This window comes from Portibacter lacus (genome assembly GCF_021533215.1).
In the GTDB taxonomy this organism is placed as follows: domain Bacteria; phylum Bacteroidota; class Bacteroidia; order Chitinophagales; family Saprospiraceae; genus Portibacter; species Portibacter lacus.
The window spans coordinates 90,222-107,077 of the sequence record NZ_JAJNKA010000002.1 but is presented as its reverse complement, the minus strand read 5'-3'; the positions used below and the strand labels follow the sequence as shown (position 1 = coordinate 107,077).

Annotated in this window: 11 protein-coding genes; 4 read left to right on the top strand and 7 right to left on the bottom strand. The window is 38.2% G+C overall.

What is annotated here, in order from left to right; translation table 11 throughout:
• Positions 1–70 precede the first annotated feature (70 nt).
• The 4 genes from L2586_RS02960 to L2586_RS02945 all read left to right on the top strand — a co-directional run bounded on the left by L2586_RS02960 (position 71) and on the right by L2586_RS02945 (position 10,373).
• On the top strand, positions 71–4,393 hold the full coding sequence (locus L2586_RS02960) for a CusA/CzcA family heavy metal efflux RND transporter (protein WP_235291283.1): 4,323 nt from the start codon (positions 71–73) through the stop codon (positions 4,391–4,393).
• A gap of 7 nt (positions 4,394–4,400) precedes the next feature.
• Positions 4,401–5,528: an efflux RND transporter periplasmic adaptor subunit gene (locus tag L2586_RS02955; protein WP_235291282.1), complete on the top strand. Its 1,128-nt coding sequence runs from the start codon at positions 4,401–4,403 to the stop codon at positions 5,526–5,528.
• A gap of 36 nt (positions 5,529–5,564) precedes the next feature.
• Positions 5,565–6,281: a VIT1/CCC1 transporter family protein gene (locus tag L2586_RS02950; RefSeq protein ID WP_235291281.1), complete on the top strand. Its 717-nt coding sequence runs from the start codon at positions 5,565–5,567 to the stop codon at positions 6,279–6,281.
• A gap of 168 nt (positions 6,282–6,449) precedes the next feature.
• Entirely contained in the window at positions 6,450–10,373 is a 3,924-nt protein-coding gene (locus L2586_RS02945) for a PKD domain-containing protein (RefSeq protein WP_235291280.1), read from the top strand.
• 186 nt (positions 10,374–10,559) lie between these two features.
• On the opposite strand, the gene L2586_RS02940 is transcribed toward L2586_RS02945, so the two are convergent.
• From L2586_RS02940 to nosZ, 7 genes are all read right to left on the bottom strand, one after another.
• The gene (locus L2586_RS02940) at positions 10,560–10,823 is read right to left on the bottom strand and encodes a hypothetical protein (RefSeq protein ID WP_235291279.1); all 264 of its coding nucleotides are present in this window, start codon (positions 10,821–10,823) and stop codon (positions 10,560–10,562) included.
• A gap of 150 nt (positions 10,824–10,973) precedes the next feature.
• Positions 10,974–11,756: an ABC transporter permease gene (locus L2586_RS02935; protein WP_235291278.1), complete on the bottom strand. Its 783-nt coding sequence runs from the start codon at positions 11,754–11,756 to the stop codon at positions 10,974–10,976.
• Complete coding sequence (locus L2586_RS02930) at positions 11,749–12,468, bottom strand: ABC transporter ATP-binding protein (RefSeq protein ID WP_235291277.1); 720 nt, start codon at positions 12,466–12,468, stop codon at positions 11,749–11,751. The genes L2586_RS02935 and L2586_RS02930 overlap by 8 nt, the downstream gene beginning before the upstream one ends.
• On the bottom strand, positions 12,465–13,694 hold the full coding sequence (gene nosD, locus L2586_RS02925; protein WP_235291276.1) for a nitrous oxide reductase family maturation protein NosD: 1,230 nt from the start codon (positions 13,692–13,694) through the stop codon (positions 12,465–12,467). The genes L2586_RS02930 and nosD overlap by 4 nt, the downstream gene beginning before the upstream one ends.
• The gene (locus L2586_RS02920) at positions 13,691–14,128 is read right to left on the bottom strand and encodes a nitrous oxide reductase accessory protein NosL (protein WP_235291275.1); all 438 of its coding nucleotides are present in this window, start codon (positions 14,126–14,128) and stop codon (positions 13,691–13,693) included. Before L2586_RS02920 ends, nosD begins: the two co-directional genes overlap by 4 nt.
• Positions 14,125–14,700: a hypothetical protein gene (locus L2586_RS02915; protein ID WP_235291274.1), complete on the bottom strand. Its 576-nt coding sequence runs from the start codon at positions 14,698–14,700 to the stop codon at positions 14,125–14,127. The genes L2586_RS02920 and L2586_RS02915 overlap by 4 nt, the downstream gene beginning before the upstream one ends.
• 92 nt (positions 14,701–14,792) lie before the next feature.
• On the bottom strand, positions 14,793–16,772 hold the full coding sequence (gene nosZ / locus L2586_RS02910) for a Sec-dependent nitrous-oxide reductase (RefSeq protein WP_235291273.1): 1,980 nt from the start codon (positions 16,770–16,772) through the stop codon (positions 14,793–14,795).
• Between the last annotated feature and the right edge of the window lie 84 nt (positions 16,773–16,856).

The window sequence follows — 16,856 nt, the reverse complement described above, 5'->3', positions numbered from 1 at the left end:
ATTGAGGCTACTTTCCAGTGTTATCTGGATTGTTGTTTCTATTGAATTGATAAGAAATTTTTATGCAAATATGTTTAATCGTATTATTAATTTTAGTCTAAAGAATAAATTCCTCATTCTTTTACTAATCGCCGGCTTAGTTGGGTTTGGGATCTACTCCTTATTGAATATTCCCATAGGAGCGGTTCCTGATGTCACGAATAATCAAGTTCAGGTCATCACGACATCGAGAGATTTGCCTACTGAAGAAGTGGAGCGATTTCTGACGTATCCTGTCGAACTGGAAATGGCTAACCTTCCGGGAGTCGTGGAAATTAGATCTATTTCTAAATTTGGTTTATCGGTGGTGACCATTGTTTTCGAAGATAACATGGGGACTTATCTGCCACGCCAACTGATAGCTGAGCGTCTTAAGTCTGTAGAAGATCAAATTCCTGAGGGGTTCGGTAGCCCATTTATGGGGCCGATTAGTACTGGGTTAGGCGAGATATACCAGTATATTCTTGATGTCAAGGATGGATATGAGGACAAGTACAGCGTTACGGAGCTTAGAACCATTCAAGACTGGATTGTTAAGCGACAATTATCCGGTATTTCCGGAGTTGTGGAAGTGAATACATGGGGAGGTTTTTTGAAAACCTACGAAGTAGCTGTCGATCCGTTAAAGTTGCAGTCCATGGATATTACACTGTCAGAGATTTATAAAGCATTGACAGATAATAACAGTGTTGCGGGAGGTGGGTACATCGAGAAATCCAATGAGGCCTTTTTTATAAGAGCGGAAGGTCTTGCTAAAAACATTGATGATATACAGAATATTGTCGTGAAGAATGTAGATGGTATGCCCATCTATGTAAAAGATATTGCGACCGTGGGATTCGGAGCGGCAACGCGATTTGGAGCGATTACCGGAAATGGAGAAGGGGAAAAAGTCCTTGGGCAAGTGATGATGCTCAAAGATGCAGATTCTAAAAAAGTAATCGATGCCGTTATAGAAAGGGTAGCTGAGATTCAAGCTTCCCTACCTGAAGGCGTCTATATTAATCCTTTTCTAGAAAGGAGTGACTTGATCGGTCGAACGACTTTCACCATCGCAGAAAATCTGATCTTTGGATTTCTGATTGTGTTATTTGTTGTGGTATTCTTACTAGGAAATCTGCGATCAGGTCTCGTTGTTGCTTCTGTCATTCCGCTTACTTTGCTCTTTGCTTTATCGATGATGTACTTGTTTGGCGTGGATGCGAATCTGATGAGTTTAGGAGCAATTGATTTTGGAATTATCATAGATGGAGCGGTAATTATTATTGAATACATTGCCTTTAGTCTCACCCAGAATGCGACCAAGCTGAATAGTCTCACCGCGAACGATCGGAAATTGCACATCGATAAACTGGTCGGAGAGGGAGTCGATAAAATGATGCATTCAGCGGTTTTTGGTCAGGTGATTATTATTATCGTTTTCATTCCAATCTTGGTGTTGTCTGGTATAGAAGGCAAGATGTTCAGACCTATGGCATTGACATTTTGCTTTGCATTACTCGGCGCCATGATCTTGTGTTTTACTTATGTTCCTGTGATGGCTTCTTTGTTCTTGAAACCGCATATCAGTGAGAAGCCTAATATCTCTACGAAGTTTGTCGATGCAATTAAACGACTGTATCAACCGATTTTATCAAAAGTTTTAAAACTTAAATACTTGGTTTTGGGAATTGCGATCGGACTTTTTGTACTGACTATTTTGGTGTTTAGTCGAATGGGTGGAGAATTTATCCCAACATTGGATGAAGGAGACTTTGTAATTCAACCCGTTCTCAAGACCGGAATGTCGCTTGCAGAAACCGTGAACATGACCACCAGAATAGAGCAGATCATTAAACGATTCCCTGAGGTTAAGCAAGTGGTTAGTCGTATCGGTGGTGCGGAAGTGCCTACCGATCCCATGTCCATGGAGGAAAGTGACGTCATTATTACCCTAGAGAAGAAAAGTAAATGGACTTCCGCCAAATCAAAAGATGAACTAGCAGAGGTTTTCAAGGCTGCACTTTTAGCAGAAATTCCTGGTGTCGAAATCGAATTTACGCAACCGATCGAAATGAGGTTTAACGAATTGATCTCAGGGGCCAGATCCGACCTCGCCATTAAGCTTTTCGGAGAAGATCTAGAAGTGCTCTATCAGAAGGCAAGTGAGATCGAAGCAGCCATTCGAAATGTAGATGGTGCAGCAGATATTTCAGTGGAGAAAATAGATGGCTTGCCCCAAATGTCCGTTCAGTATGATCGTGCGAAAATAGCAAGGTACGGACTGAATATCAGTGATCTGAATGATTTGCTTGCAATGGGATTTGCTGGGAAGTCAGCGGGTGCCATATTTCAGGGCGAGAGCCAATTTGATATTGTGCTGAGATACAATAAGGAATATCGGAATGATATCTCAAGTTTAAAGAATGCATTGGTTGACCTACCATCAGGTCAGCAATTGCCACTAAGTGAATTTGCAAACATTACTTACACCACCGGTCCTGCTAAGATATCTAGAGATGATACGAAGAGAAGAGTTGTGGTCGGGGTCAATGTTAGAGGGCGAGATCTTCAATCAGTAGTCGATGAAGTCAGTAGCATCATTGATCAGAAAATAACTATTCCTACTGGCTATTATATCCAATATGGTGGTCAATTTGAGAACCTAGAAAAGGCGACCCAAAGACTAATCGTAGCCGTTCCAATTGCACTGATTATGATTTTCATTTTGCTGTATTTCGCATTTCATTCTATCCGAGAATCATTAATCATATTTAGTGCGATCCCGCTTGCAACGATCGGTGGAGTTTTCGCTTTGTATTTGCGAGGAATGCCTTTCAGTATTTCAGCAGGCGTTGGGTTTATTGCATTATTCGGAATCGCAGTATTAAATGGAATCGTCATGATAGAACATTTCAAAGAGTTAAAATCTCAAGGTATGGAACACAGTAATCAGCTTATTATTTCTGGAGCGCTCGACAGAGTTAGGCCCGTATTATTAACCGCTATTGCAGCAGCCTTAGGTTTTTTGCCAATGGCGATTTCTTCATCTGCAGGAGCAGAAGTACAACGACCATTAGCGACCGTTGTAATCGGTGGACTGTTCACCGCTACTTTACTCACGCTTTTCGTATTGCCAGTGCTATACAGCTTATTTGGCAAGGGACGAAAAGCAATGAAGCTTGCTATGAAAATGGTTGTCATTCCGATACTATTTGTGCTACCATTTACTGGAAATAGCCAACAAGTATTAAATTTAGCTGAAGTCATTAATGTAGCTGAAGCTAATAATTTAGAATACAAATCTGAGCAATTAGCGGTCGATCGAGAGAAGATCCTTATTGATGCAAGCCGTGAAATCAACAAGACAGATTTCTACTATCAATTTGACCAAAATAATATACCAGAGGTGGGAGGACCACTTCATGTTCTTGGTGTCGGACACGCTTTCAAGTTGCCATCTGTTCATCGATCTAAGAAAGAACTGCATGAAAGCAATGTAGTTGTACAAGAAAACTATCAAGCCTTGATGAAGTTTAAGTTACAAGGAGAAGTTGCTAGCATATACGATCAGATCATCTACAATGAAAACCTATTAATGGTTTATGAACAAGTGGACAGCATTTATATTCAATTTCTTTCAAAAGCTGAGCGAAAATATGATCTAGGAGGCAGTAATGTTTTAGAGAAACTCAGTGCAAAACAGAAGCTAGATGAAGTTCAATTATTGACGGAAGAAGTGTCATGGCGTATTAACGCACTTTACAATGAGCTTTACTCCTTAACCCAATCTAGTGAGCCATTCAAGGTGAGGATAGTTGAATATCAGATGGCAGCTGCTCAGCAAGCAATATTAGATAGTCATCCTTCATTAGGCATTGCGAGATCTATGATAGAAAAAGCGGATAGAGAACGGGAGGTTAATTATAATCAGCGGAAACCAGAATTCAATCTTGCTTTGTTCAATGGAATCAATAGCTTCACCAATCTTAAACTGTATCCGGGAATCCAAGCAGGCATTTCTATTCCATTATCGAATAAGCAGTACAAAGCGCAACAATCAGCAGATCAGATCTCGACTGAAATTTCGAGAAATCAATTGGATTTATATACATCGAGATTAAAGAGAAACCAAATGTATCTCAATGAAAAACTGGAAAACCTTTCTGCTCGAATAATAACTTTCGATGAGTCGGTTTTTCTTTCTACCAATGAACTTTTAGAATCCGCTAGCACCGCACTCGAAAAAGGAGCCATAGATTATTTTCAATACTTAATGATCTTAGACAATGCTCGGCAAGCGAAAATTAAGCGGCTGGAACTGATACATGAGTACAACCAGACCACTATTTCATTACAATACCTTTCAAATTAATATAGACATGGCTTATACATATAAATTAAACACCGCATTGGCATTTATTATTCTAGTAAGTGCATGCAATCAAAATCCGACCGATACGGATATGGAAGAGACGATGGCTGAAACAACAGGCATCACATTAGAAAAGAAGCAGTTCGATAGTTCTAAGTTTAAACTAGGAAAAGTAGAAGAACAAGATTTTACTAAAATAATCAATGCTACAGGCTCACTTGATATTCCAGAGAAAAATACTGCGGCTGTAAGTACACTGATGAGTGGGACGATAGGTTCCATAAATATCATAGAAGGGGAATGGGTCAGGAAAGGACAGCAACTTTTCACGATAACGAATCCAGAGATTATAAACATGCAGGAGGAATTTCTTATAGCTGATAGCCAATTAGAATATCTACAGGAAGAATATAATAGACAAATTGACCTACAAAGAGAAAATCTGTCTACGAAAAAAGACTTGCTAAAGGCGAAATCGGAATTGCATACCACTCAAGCTAAACATGGAGCGCTAAGAAAAAAGTTGAACTTGTATGGCATTAATACGAATCAGTTAACCATTAATAGTCTAGTTTCTACCTTAAAAGTCGCTGCTCCGATTTCAGGTTATATAACTCATATAGACGCAATTCAAGGAATGTTTTTAGAGCCCAATGAGACTGCGTTAAAAATTGCGAATGCATCACATATTCATTTAGAACTTTCTGTATTGGAAAAAGATGCCTTGCTATTAAAAAAAGAGCAACCCTTGACGTTCACCTTGCAGGGTAATCCCGATAAGAAATACCATGCTACGATTCACTTAATTAACAGATCGATAAATGAAAAACATATGATTACGATTCATTGTCATATAGAAGATGATAGTAATCAGTCGCTGGTTCCAGGAATGTATGCGAATGCAGAAATACTGATAGACGAATACAGAGCGAAGGCACTACCTGAGGATGCGCTGGTCAAAATGAATGAAGTATATTATGGAATGATGCTTCGTTCTCAGGATGATGCTGGGATGATCTTTGATAAAAAATCGATCGAGGTCGGAGCGCAGCAAAATGGATTTATTGAAATTAAAGAGGCATTAGATCCGGAAATTGAATTTTTAATTAACGGAGCATACTACCTAATTCAGTAGTATATTGGTGATGAACCAGCTTATAAAAAAACAATGATGACTGAAGTAGATAAAGATTTAGAGAATTACTTAGCGGATCATTTTATCCATAAAAGCAATTGGCTTCGAGCAGCAGTATTAGGTGCGAATGATGGCATTCTGTCAACGGCCAGTATTGCAATAGGTGTTGCCGCGGCGAGCGTAACAAGAGAGCCGGTTGTGCTTGCTACTCTAGCGGGTCTAGTGGCTGGTGCATTATCAATGGCCGCAGGAGAGTATGTTTCTGTAAGTTCACAAACAGACATTGAAAAAGCGGATATCGCCCGTGAAAAAATAGAGCTGGAAGAGATGCCAGAGTTGGAGTTGCAAAGGTTAGCAGAAATTTACGAGCAAAGAGGCTTGAACAAGGAGACTGCGATGGCTGTTGCAAAAGAGTTCACGGCTCATGACGTACTGGCTGCTCACGTGAGAGATGAGTTAGGAATTACAGAAAGTTCGCAGGCGAATCCGATCCAAGCAGCCCTTACATCTGGATTGGCTTTCACAGCTGGAGGAATTTTGCCCTTTTTAGTAGCGTTATTTCTGCCCTTAGTAAACATGGTTTATACGCTATATGGTTCTGCATTATTGTTTCTTATTGTATTAGGAGCATTGTCTGCAAAAACTGGCGGGAGTAGTATGTCGAAAGCAGTCATCAGGATTACATTTTGGGGAACGGTTGCGATGGGACTTACGGCTTTAGTTGGGTATTTGTTCGGGGTCAATTTGAGTTGATCTTTAAATATAGAATGCTGGGTTAGTGAGTTTGTTTAATGTATTCACCTAGCATTCATTGATTCAGGTTGATATCAAATGTTTCTCATTTTTGAATGTTAACTTTTTGTTGATTATCTTGACAAAGATAAAAACCAAGTTCTTGCACCTTTTAAAATTTAGAATTTTATGAGAAGCTTTGTCAGATTGTTAATCTTTTCTTTTGCTTTATTTAGTGTCCATACTAGCACTGCGCAATTAACCTTAAACACTGTAAATATCCCGGAGAAAATAGAAGAGGGTAAGTTTCAGTTTTACTCGATCAGTAAAGTTGGTGAAGATCACAGCGAATATTATTCCTGTACTTGGGATATGGGCGATGGGAAGAAAATGGTGTATTTAAATCAGTTTTCTATGGGGCATACTTTTCGAGATGATGGAAATTATACGATCAATTTTCATGTTAAGGACTCTAAGAATAATGAAGTTTCGATTGCTCAACAAGTCAAGGTAGTGAATCTTCCACCTGAAGTCAGGTTTATGGATGGAAAAGTAGAGAATAACTCGAATCGAAGGGTGAAATTTGAAGCCATTGCTTACGATCCAGGTAGCGATGAACTGGTCTATACGTGGGATTTTGGAGATGGGAATACGAAGGTTGGGAAGCAATTTAGAAATGTAATGCATACTTATGATGCGCCTGGAGTTTATAAGGTTAGGGTAACGGTGGATGATGGAGATGGTGGGTCGGATTATAAGGAAATGAGTGTGTCTGTTGAAACTGACTGGCATGCAACAATTACTGGAGACTTAAATTTTAAATTATCTGGAGGAGCAGGTTTGATGTATCAGGTAAGAAGAGATACAACAACAGATAAAGTTTTACGATGCTTTAAAATGTTCACTTTCTACGATGATAATAACAATAGTTTTTTAAATGTGGGGAGCAATACACTAAAACGGCTTGCCGGAGAAAAGCATATTGTAGGGTCAGATCATAAGAAGAATTTCATGGTGATCATGCATCACGGAATGAAAAAATCAATGTATGCCAATATGTCCTCTAGGTTTAGGATGCAAGAAGTGCAGGAGGATAGCAGTTCAATTTTTGGGAAGTCCTTAGAAGCCTTTCCTTTGATGTCAGATATGATAGCGGCGGTTAAGACAGGTGAAAATTTATACGGAATTCAATTTGAAGAAGTTTCAGGATCGTTTGAGGTTGAACCCATTAGAGGTAATAAACTGAAAGGACGAATGAAAGCCTTATTAGAGGGTAGTGTTCAAGGAGGAGATGGCAAAAGTGTAAAGAGACAAATTCATATAGATCTGGTGTTCAATGTTAGAGTAAATGATGTTGCTAAATATCATATGGAGAATGGTTGTGAGGAAGTAGCAGATCCGTTTTTTATCACGGACTATTCGCCTAGAGATGGGAAAGTAAATGTGAATGTGGATGTGCCATGTTTAGAAATAGAGTTTTCGGAGGCGGTGGATCCGTTGTCTATTACTCCAGGAAATATACAACTAGGGTATTATAATAGCTTAGATCAATTTATCATAGAAGATATAGGAATAAATCAGATACAAAATAATAAACTACAAATTTTACCAGGCAAAAAGCTAAGATTAGGAATTATATATGAAGTTAAAGTAAAAAATGGTGTTGAGGGAATTCGAAGTATTAGTGGAGGAGAACTTGCGTTGGATGAACATTGGAAATTTTCAACAATTGTACAACCCAATTACTTCAAAACCCGAGTATATCAAACTGTCGTAGATGCACCTTTAATTGAGGGCAAAAATGCTTTGGTTAGAGTACAGGTGTTCTGGGATAAGCCTATAGATGTGGGAGAAAAAAGCTTCGTAGATGAGTTTCCAGCAACCGTTTATGTTAAAGGGAAGAATGGTAATACGGTATGTAACAGATACCCTTTTGTTTTTAAACAACAGGATCTATATACGGACGAAGATATAAGAATGGGACTAAATTCAGCCAATGTGTATGGTTACAAACCAAGCAAATCGGATGGTGATCACCTAACGATAGAAATAATTCCAGATTTTCAAGAATGTTCTTCTATAGATGAAAAAGTGAAATATGAATTGAAGAAGGAAGTTGATTATTATGACTTGGCACCAGAGCTGAAGGTCGAATGTTATTTATTTAAAACCCAAAATTGGAGGGACGGAGTTCCCGCTATTGATCTAGCCATTGTTAAGGAATTTGTTGAGAAGAATATAAAATTAGGTAAGCAAATATTCCCGATTAAAAACATAGAGGGACGAGTGATAGAAGCGGCTATAGATGTTGGTCCAGATGCGGAAAATGGGATCAGTAAAACTCAAATGTTAGATTATTTTAAAGTGTTAAGTTTAGAATCGTCTGCAGATGTCATTGTTGTTTTCACAGCAGATGGTAAACAAGGAGGTTATGCCAAAAGCTGGGAAAGAGAACCATCTTTAAATTTACCATATAATGGAAGATTTGTACAATTGCATTATGTACCTGAAATTTTACCCAGAGCTTTACTTACTCATGAAATAGGACATACACTATCCTTGGAACATGTTCCTTATGTCATTGATTTCGCCCATAGAGCTGAAGTGGCAGCAATGCCATTTGATACATGGGAGGAAGAGATTTGGCATGAACATATAGAAGGATATCGAATTAACATTAATGGAAGAAATGGTTATAATAAAAGTTGTGCGGAAGGAAATGAACAAAGTCTAGAATTTTGTTCTCTTATGTTTGCAACACACACTAATGTTTTTTACAATACGCTTTGGTTGGATGTTTTTCAATATACAAAAGTATACGAACACCTTAGTAAAACAAAATATAAAATTAGCTTTAGAGATAACGAAAAGTCAAGTTATAAGTGGGTATCAAATAAAAAAGACATTCCAGAATTTATGACTTATAAAACCATTTCCTTGTCTGGGAAATACAATATAAGTAAAGGAAAAGCAACTATAGATTTTGTAAAAGAAAAGGGAGTGGGATTTACTGATTATACTGATGGTGGTTATTTAATTGTAGAAGCAGTTGATAAAGATGGAAAAGTAATTTCAAAAAAAGGTTTCAATCCAACACCTGAGAAAGTCACTTGCTTTCCGATTGATAAATCTTTGCCCATTTCATTTTTGACTAGTATTGATTTTCCTGAAAATAGTAATTTAAAATCTTTAAGAATTCTAGAAAATGATGAAGTTATAGGGGAATATATTGTCTCTGAAAACGCTCCTTCCATAGCGCTTCTCTCTCCTTCTGCTAACGATACCATTATCGAAAGTATAGAATTAAGATGGCAAGCATCGGACTTAGACAGTGATGATTTAACTTACTCACTATTTTATACTCCAGGAGACCTAAATGATTGGCAGATGAAAGGGATTACCAAGGAACAAATGATGAAGTTTAATACTTCTGAGCTTACCTCTGGTCCAAGCCCCACATTCAAAGTTGTCGCTTCTGACGGATACCACGAAACAGAAGCAATTGTTCCAGTCCATATAGATTTTCCATTTAATATCGACTGGATGACACCGACAGATACTGCTGATGTGACAGACGAGATCAAAATAACTTTCTCTAATGCAGTAATGCCATCCGCTAATGCCAATCAGTGGTTTAGATTTCTAGGAAGAGATAGTATTGGAATCATTTCTAAGATACCTTATGAAGTTGAATACGCTGATGATTATAAGTCTATAACTTTAATCCCGCACCATGAACTTGATCCTACGTTAGATTATCGAGTATCGTACGGAGTTAAGCCTCCTAAGCCTGTAGAAGAGGAAGCCGCTAGTTCTACAAAACAACCGAAGAAACGGAAAAGACCTTTGAAAGATTTCTTAGCGAAGCAAGTTGACAAAATGACCGCAGATGATGAAAATGAAGAAAATGGGAATTTTTTAAAGGATGTTTTGGGATTACCAACGAAGGAAGTGCCTAAGAAAGAAGTAGAAGTAAAGAAAGAAAGAGGAAATGTTCTAGCAGATATGCTGGGATTAAATGATGTAGAAGAAAAAGAGGTTTTTCTTATCAGAGACGTTTTTGGAAATGAATTAGGAGGGTATTATTCGACACCGTTTAGAATTTATGAATAAAAAATTTGATAACATGAAATTAAATATTCAATTCATAGTGTATTTCGCGTCAGCTGCATGGAGGGCTTGTCGCGAGCCGCTTTTCAGCGGGGAGTGATGAGCGAACAGCGAAACCCGTAATGGAGCGCCCGGACGCCCAAAAAATTGGAACAAACCCTTCTCTACCAATTTCCTAAATCGAAGTTGTCATTTTCTCCTAGAGCCGCGTTTCCATAACCCAAGATCAATGATCACAGCAATGGCGATGATTACAATTCCTGTTGTGCTTCCAGGGCCGACCGTGTTGATAGCATAAGTATAGGCGATTAACGTAACCGGCATAAATAAAAATCCTAGGATTGGAAGTAAAATCGAATCGTATACTCCGGTAAAGAAACTCGTTAGAAAATAGAGCATTAGAATAATTACTCTTGGAAAAAACAGGGCTAGCAATCCAATAATCAATGGCATAGTATAGGTCTTTTTTAAATATAAGCAAAAGTTTACTTTCTTTGTTCTGTTCGGATTAAAGAATTAGAATTCCCTAAATGATTCTTACAGTATAGAAGGTATTAGAACTATTCTTGAACTTGTATTCTTACTTGATTAATGCATTAACCATTAAAAATCCTTCTTTTTCCCTAGTGCAAATAACCTCCAAAATGGAATAATCATCCACATCATCAACGAAGCAGAAACCAATACCATGCCCATTCCTCTACCTAGGAATTTCGTGAGTACTGCACCCGTATATCCCATCATTGCTGACATGTCCAACTTCATTAAAATGAGAATCCGAGCCAGATCGATTGGATTCAAAACTAACATGCTAATCGTGAATTTATCTAGCGGATAATCTTTAAAACCAAGTATGAGTAACATGAAAGCACCATCGTAGATAATAGCGAAAAACAACCAAACGAAAATGGAAATACTCAGCCCTTTTACTTCATCATCGCAACTTATGGCTATGATAAATGCGATTAAGGAGAATATGATGGAAAGCACACAACCCATTGTTATAAGCAATAGATATATAGTTAAATCTGGCGAACCCATGATGCCGTAAAATAGAAAGGGTATGCCGATCCCTACTAATACACTCAAGCATAATGCTAACGCCATCCCTAGATACATCCCTGTGAAAATAGACCAACGAGAAAGGGCCTGCGCCATGAGAAGTTGAATGAATTCCTTCGAATTATAGTAGTAGATGGTTCCGAATAAAATTCCAATCAGCGGTGTAAGAATTAACGTGATGTTCGTCATGCTAATCAGCACTTTCGATAAGTCATTACTCAATAATAAAAAGGCCATCGTCGCAACTAAGTAGAAGAGGGTATAGATAAAAACCCAGCGACTTCTGATCATTTCGTAAAAGCTAAACTTTAAGATTTTAAGCATGAGCAATTTCTTTATTAGTCCTTAAAATTTGTGCAATGGCCATTTCAAGGCTCGAACCATGTTGGTCATTCAGCAATTGTTGCAGTGGCCCATTAAAATAAATGTTGCCTTCTAGCAGGAAAAGTACTTCATCGGCAAGATCCTCCGCAAGACTTAATATGTGAGTAGTGATGATCACAAGTTTTCCATTCTCCTTTTCCTCTCGAATAAATTTTTTCAGTTCTTGCAAGGATAATGGATCAAGGCCTGTGCTCGGTTCATCGAGAATGATCAATGGATCATCATGCATTAAGGCCAGTATAATATTTACCTTTTGGCGGGTTCCTCCGGACAAGCTCGACATTTTCTTGTCGAGTTCTTTTTCACGATTAAAGACCTCAATAAATCTTGCTTCTCTTGTGGTTCCTGGCTTTATTTCTTTCATCAAAGAAATGAGTTCTCGCGCAGAAAGGTTGTCTGGGAATCGAGCAATCTGAGGTAAATAACTGACTTTAGAACGGTATTCGTATTTTCCTAGAATGGACTGGCCATCAAAAATAATGTCTCCACTTTCTGGTAGAACCATTCCTAGGAAGCACTTCAACATAGTTGTCTTTCCGGAACCATTAGGCCCTAAAAGTGCAACAACTCCCGATCCTGCCATTTCTAAATCGATATTCTTAAGAACATGATTTTTTTTATAAGTTTTGTTTAGTTGTTTAAATGTTATCATAGGATGATGTTCATTTTGGGTTTTGGATCCATGATGTCTTTCGGCGTGAAAACTGGGCTTACTTTCTCAGCATAATTGATTATTTCGACGAACAAACTTCGCATGAGAACCACTGTTTCAGGAGCCTGCTGATGGATGTAGGAAAACAACTTGACAGGGTAGTAAGGGACATCTCCGATTCCGTTTTTGTCTAGATCATATCCAGTGTAATCACTCCAGTAATTGTTTTCGAATGTATTATCATTCAGTTTGCTTGCAACCACTAAATCTATAGAATTGTACAAGAAATTATTATTCGAGATGACATTGGCTTCGCAACCACCTGAAAATTTGATCGCCCAGCCATTCCTTCTGAAATTGTTGTTGAGATAGTTGATCCGATTCGAGCCTTCTACAAAGATCCCGATGGTGTTTTCTAGAAAGTTGTTGTCCGTAATTTCCGCATCATAGATCTCCTTTAGGAGTAATCCGTATGCCGCATGTCCCCAATTATTAGCAAATGTGTTATGCTTCATGGTGATTCTTCTGGAAAACATAACTGCAACACCAACTCCGTTTTTTTCAATAACATTACTTACATAGGTGTCGTCATTGCTGAACATGTAATGGAGACCATAACGAGTGTTGTGGTGACTGTGATTCTTGATAACGTCGCTATTATTGACAAATTCGAGATATATGCCATCGCGGTGATGGAGGACTTCATTAGACTGGATGGTTAGAAAGTCACAACTCCATGCGTGAATGCCATTTCCCGATTCTGCTTCTGTACTTGCATTTCCATCGATTAAGTTATTGCTGATGGTTCCAGACTTGGCTTTTTCAAGGTAGATGGCGAAGAAGCAATCTGTAATCTGGTTGTTTTCGATCAAGAAGTGTTTAGAATGTTTGACTCTGATCGCGGCATTTTCTTTTAGATAATTCGTAGTTACACCAGAAAATTTTAAGCCGATAATATTAACATGATTAGTGGCGATGGTGATGATTTCACCTCCATCTTTGGCAATTAAATGAGCTCCGTTTTCTCCGATAATGGTTAGACTTTTTTCTATTAACCAATTATCGATTACAAATTCATCATTTTTGATCAGAATGGTATCGCATTCTATGCTGGCTTGATAACCCTCTTGAATAGTTTGGTACTGACAATTTTTACACACCTCTACTACATTGGCATATATTCCAATTCCCAGTAAATTCAAGATGAATAGGAAGGCCATTTTCATTTATATTGAAGTTTATATTTTGCGACTATTTGATCGAAAGTAAATAATTCTCCACCTTTCTGTTTTAGGATTTTATTAGCGTTATCTGCGTCTTCGTATGCACTTAGGTTTCCGCCCATCGGGCTAGGGATTTGGTCTGAAATAAGGAAAGATGCTGGAAGTGCGTCGATTAAAGTATGTGGTCTACTGTAGTCGCTAACTATTACGTGTGCATATTGTTGATCCGAATTTTCATTATAACTTCTGATTAAACATTCAGCGGAGTCAAATTTGAATATTTTCCCTTTTTTAGTGACCATTTCTGCTCCGAATCTAACGTCGGAAATTTTCATTTTACAGTATGCGCATTCATCGTGATTATATTCGATGGCAACAGGTTCTACGTTGCATGCTGCGAATAATAAGAGTCCAATTGCGATGGGGATTAATCTCATGCTTTTATCTTTTTTGATTTAAGATATGTTGCTACCATGCCTAGCATAATAGACAGTCCTAAAAAATATCCACCGATGTGAGGTAGAGAAATCGCTGTAAAATTGATGATCTCTTTTCGACCTATCAGTGGCGGCTGGAAAGAAGCGCCTTCAAATTTCATCGGAGCTTTCGGATCTAGCGAGTGGCCATAATCATATTCCCATAAGTAAAAATCATATAGACCTATAGAAAGAACTAGAATCAGAGAGATGAGCCAAGCCCAGTACATCCATTTTTTATTGAAAATACCAACTATGAAAGCGGTAATGATGTAAAAGATGACGATCGGCGGCATGTATTTCAATTCTGGAATAGACTCAGGAGTTATCTTCTTCATCCCGATGTAGTGGTTGAGAATATTTACATTCTGAAGTGTACCGGGAGTTTTCCCACCTATTTTATTAATGTAGATATGCATCTGAACACCATCTGGATATTGAGGTGCCAGTAAGGTGATTTTCCACATTGGCCATATGAATAAAGAGATCAATAGAATCCCCGCCAAAAAGATTAAAATTCTTGGTAGTTTCATTTCAGTTTTGATTAATGAATCTGATAAAATAGCTGGCAATCTCGATGTGTATCGGTCATGCCAGCTAGAAATGTTACGTAAACCTTTAACTATTATAATTCTTCATCAGGTTCACCCATGCTCCATTTCAGTTCAGTAGATGAACCGGCAGGAGAAACTCTGATGTATCCTTGCATTTCTTGGTGTAATGCGGAACAGAAGTCGGTACAGTAGAAAGGAACAACTCCCTCTCTTTGTGGTTCCCAGTACATCGTTTCCGTTTGACCAGGCATTACTAATAGCTCAGCAGTTCTAGCGCCCTGAATTGCGAATCCATGTGGGACGTCGAAATCTTGTTCTAAGTTCGTAAGGTGGATAAATACTTTATCACCAACTTTGATTCCTTCTATGTTGTCTGGAGCAAAGTGACTTCTTATCGATGTCATGTATATATGGACTTCGCTTCCGTCTCTTACTACTTTCGTATCTTTCTCACCTAATGCTCTATGAGGATGTTCGTTTTCCTCTAGCGGGTAGAATTTTTTACTTTTTGAAGTGATTTTACTTGCCAATATTCCTTGTGCATAGTGAGGCTCACCGATAGTCGGGAAATCAAGTAGTAGTTTCATCTTATCACCTGAAATATCATAAAGTTGTGCAGAGTGATTCATTTCTGGTCCTGTAGGGAGGTATCGATCCTTAGTGATCTTATTCAAAGCGACCATGTACTTACCATCTGGTTTTTTAGAATCACCACCTGGAATCATTAAGTGTCCTACACTATAGTAAGCAGGAATTCTGTCTAGAACCTCCCATGTTCCTAACTTCCATTTTACGATTTCTGAAGAAATAAAGAATGTCGTGTATGCATTTCCGTCATTATCAAATTCTGTATGCAAAGGTCCTAAACCTGGTTTCGTAACAACACCAGAGACTACTTTGTCGTATTTTAAAACAGGAACACTTGCGATCGTTGTTTCGAAATCTTTATTTTCTATAGCTGCAAGCATTTTAGTAAAGGAATGCACGGTTAAGTCTGCAGATAACTTACCATTACCTATAATATATTCACCTGAAGGGTCAACATCAACTCCGTGAGGAGACTTTGGTGTAGGTAGGAAGTAAACTAACCCTGGACAATCTTCTGGCGTTAATACCTTAACTGTTTTCTGTAATGTAGATGTTGCTATATGAGATTTTTCATCATATCTGTTACTGTAGTGTTCCGCTGGAATTTCTTTGTATTTACCTTGAGCAATATACTCTTCAGCTTTTTTCCAGTTAATCGCTGCAATAAAATCCTTATCATTTTGCGAAGCGTTAACTTCTAGCAAAGTGTGCTTCTCTTCCGTATTATAGGTTGTGAAAAAAGTCCAACCATGGGATTTGCCTTTTCCCGAATGCGCTAGATCGTAATCGAATGCTGGAAGTAATACTTGAAAAGCGATTTCCATGTGACCTTCATCATTAACCTTGATAAAAGACAACATTCCTTTAAAATTTTCTTTGTAAGAATCGATGGCAACATCCTTCTGAGGATATGGAACAGAGAACCTAGTCCCGGCAACCACATATTCCGTGTTTTCTGTAGTAAATGGAGAACTATGGTTTCCACCACTATTAGGAATCTCGATTATTTCCGCTGTTTCGAAGGTAGTCAGATCAAGTCGAGCAATTCTAGGTGTATTGTTACCATTGATGAAAAGCCATCTTCCATCAGTCTCACCATTCGTCTGAGATAATTCTGGGTGATGAGCATCATCCCAAGGAATAAAACCAAAGGTTGTATTCAACATGGGTTTTGTTTCTTCATTGTAGCCATAACCTTTTTCGGCATCTTGCGAGAAAACCGGTATAACCTTAAGCAGTCTACCGCTTGGAAGTCCATACACGGATACTTGCCCGCTGAATCCACCGGAGAAAAATCCATAATACTCATCATATTCGCCTGGAGCGACATATACAGCACTAGCGGCATCGTTATCTAACGCACCTGTGTTAGCAGTTCTACTGGTGTTACAGCTATTTGCAAATATTGCAATCGTAAAGATTATTGCAAGTGCTGCAGTAAAATAATATAGTTGCTTTTTCATCTCGAGCTTTTTTAATTGTTGTTTATCAATACAACAAATGTAGTTATATTTTTATAATAAAAGATAAAAAGGTATTTATATCTT

Bases quoted from the DNA above. Each gene is read 5' to 3' on its own strand.
- L2586_RS02920 (WP_235291275.1), bottom strand. From the start codon at position 14,128: ATGAGATTAATCCCCATCGCAATTGGACTCTTATTATTCGCAGCATGC.
- nosZ (WP_235291273.1), bottom strand. From the start codon at position 16,772: ATGAAAAAGCAACTATATTATTTTACTGCAGCACTTGCAATAATCTTT.
- L2586_RS02945 (WP_235291280.1), top strand. From the start codon at position 6,450: ATGAGAAGCTTTGTCAGATTGTTAATCTTTTCTTTTGCTTTATTTAGT.
- L2586_RS02955 (WP_235291282.1), top strand. From the start codon at position 4,401: ATGGCTTATACATATAAATTAAACACCGCATTGGCATTTATTATTCTA.
- L2586_RS02960 (WP_235291283.1), top strand. From the start codon at position 71: ATGTTTAATCGTATTATTAATTTTAGTCTAAAGAATAAATTCCTCATT.
- L2586_RS02915 (WP_235291274.1), bottom strand. From the start codon at position 14,700: ATGAAACTACCAAGAATTTTAATCTTTTTGGCGGGGATTCTATTGATC.
- nosD (WP_235291276.1), bottom strand. From the start codon at position 13,694: ATGAAAATGGCCTTCCTATTCATCTTGAATTTACTGGGAATTGGAATA.
- L2586_RS02935 (WP_235291278.1), bottom strand. From the start codon at position 11,756: ATGCTTAAAATCTTAAAGTTTAGCTTTTACGAAATGATCAGAAGTCGC.
- L2586_RS02940 (WP_235291279.1), bottom strand. From the start codon at position 10,823: ATGCCATTGATTATTGGATTGCTAGCCCTGTTTTTTCCAAGAGTAATT.
- L2586_RS02930 (WP_235291277.1), bottom strand. From the start codon at position 12,468: ATGATAACATTTAAACAACTAAACAAAACTTATAAAAAAAATCATGTT.
- L2586_RS02950 (WP_235291281.1), top strand. From the start codon at position 5,565: ATGACTGAAGTAGATAAAGATTTAGAGAATTACTTAGCGGATCATTTT.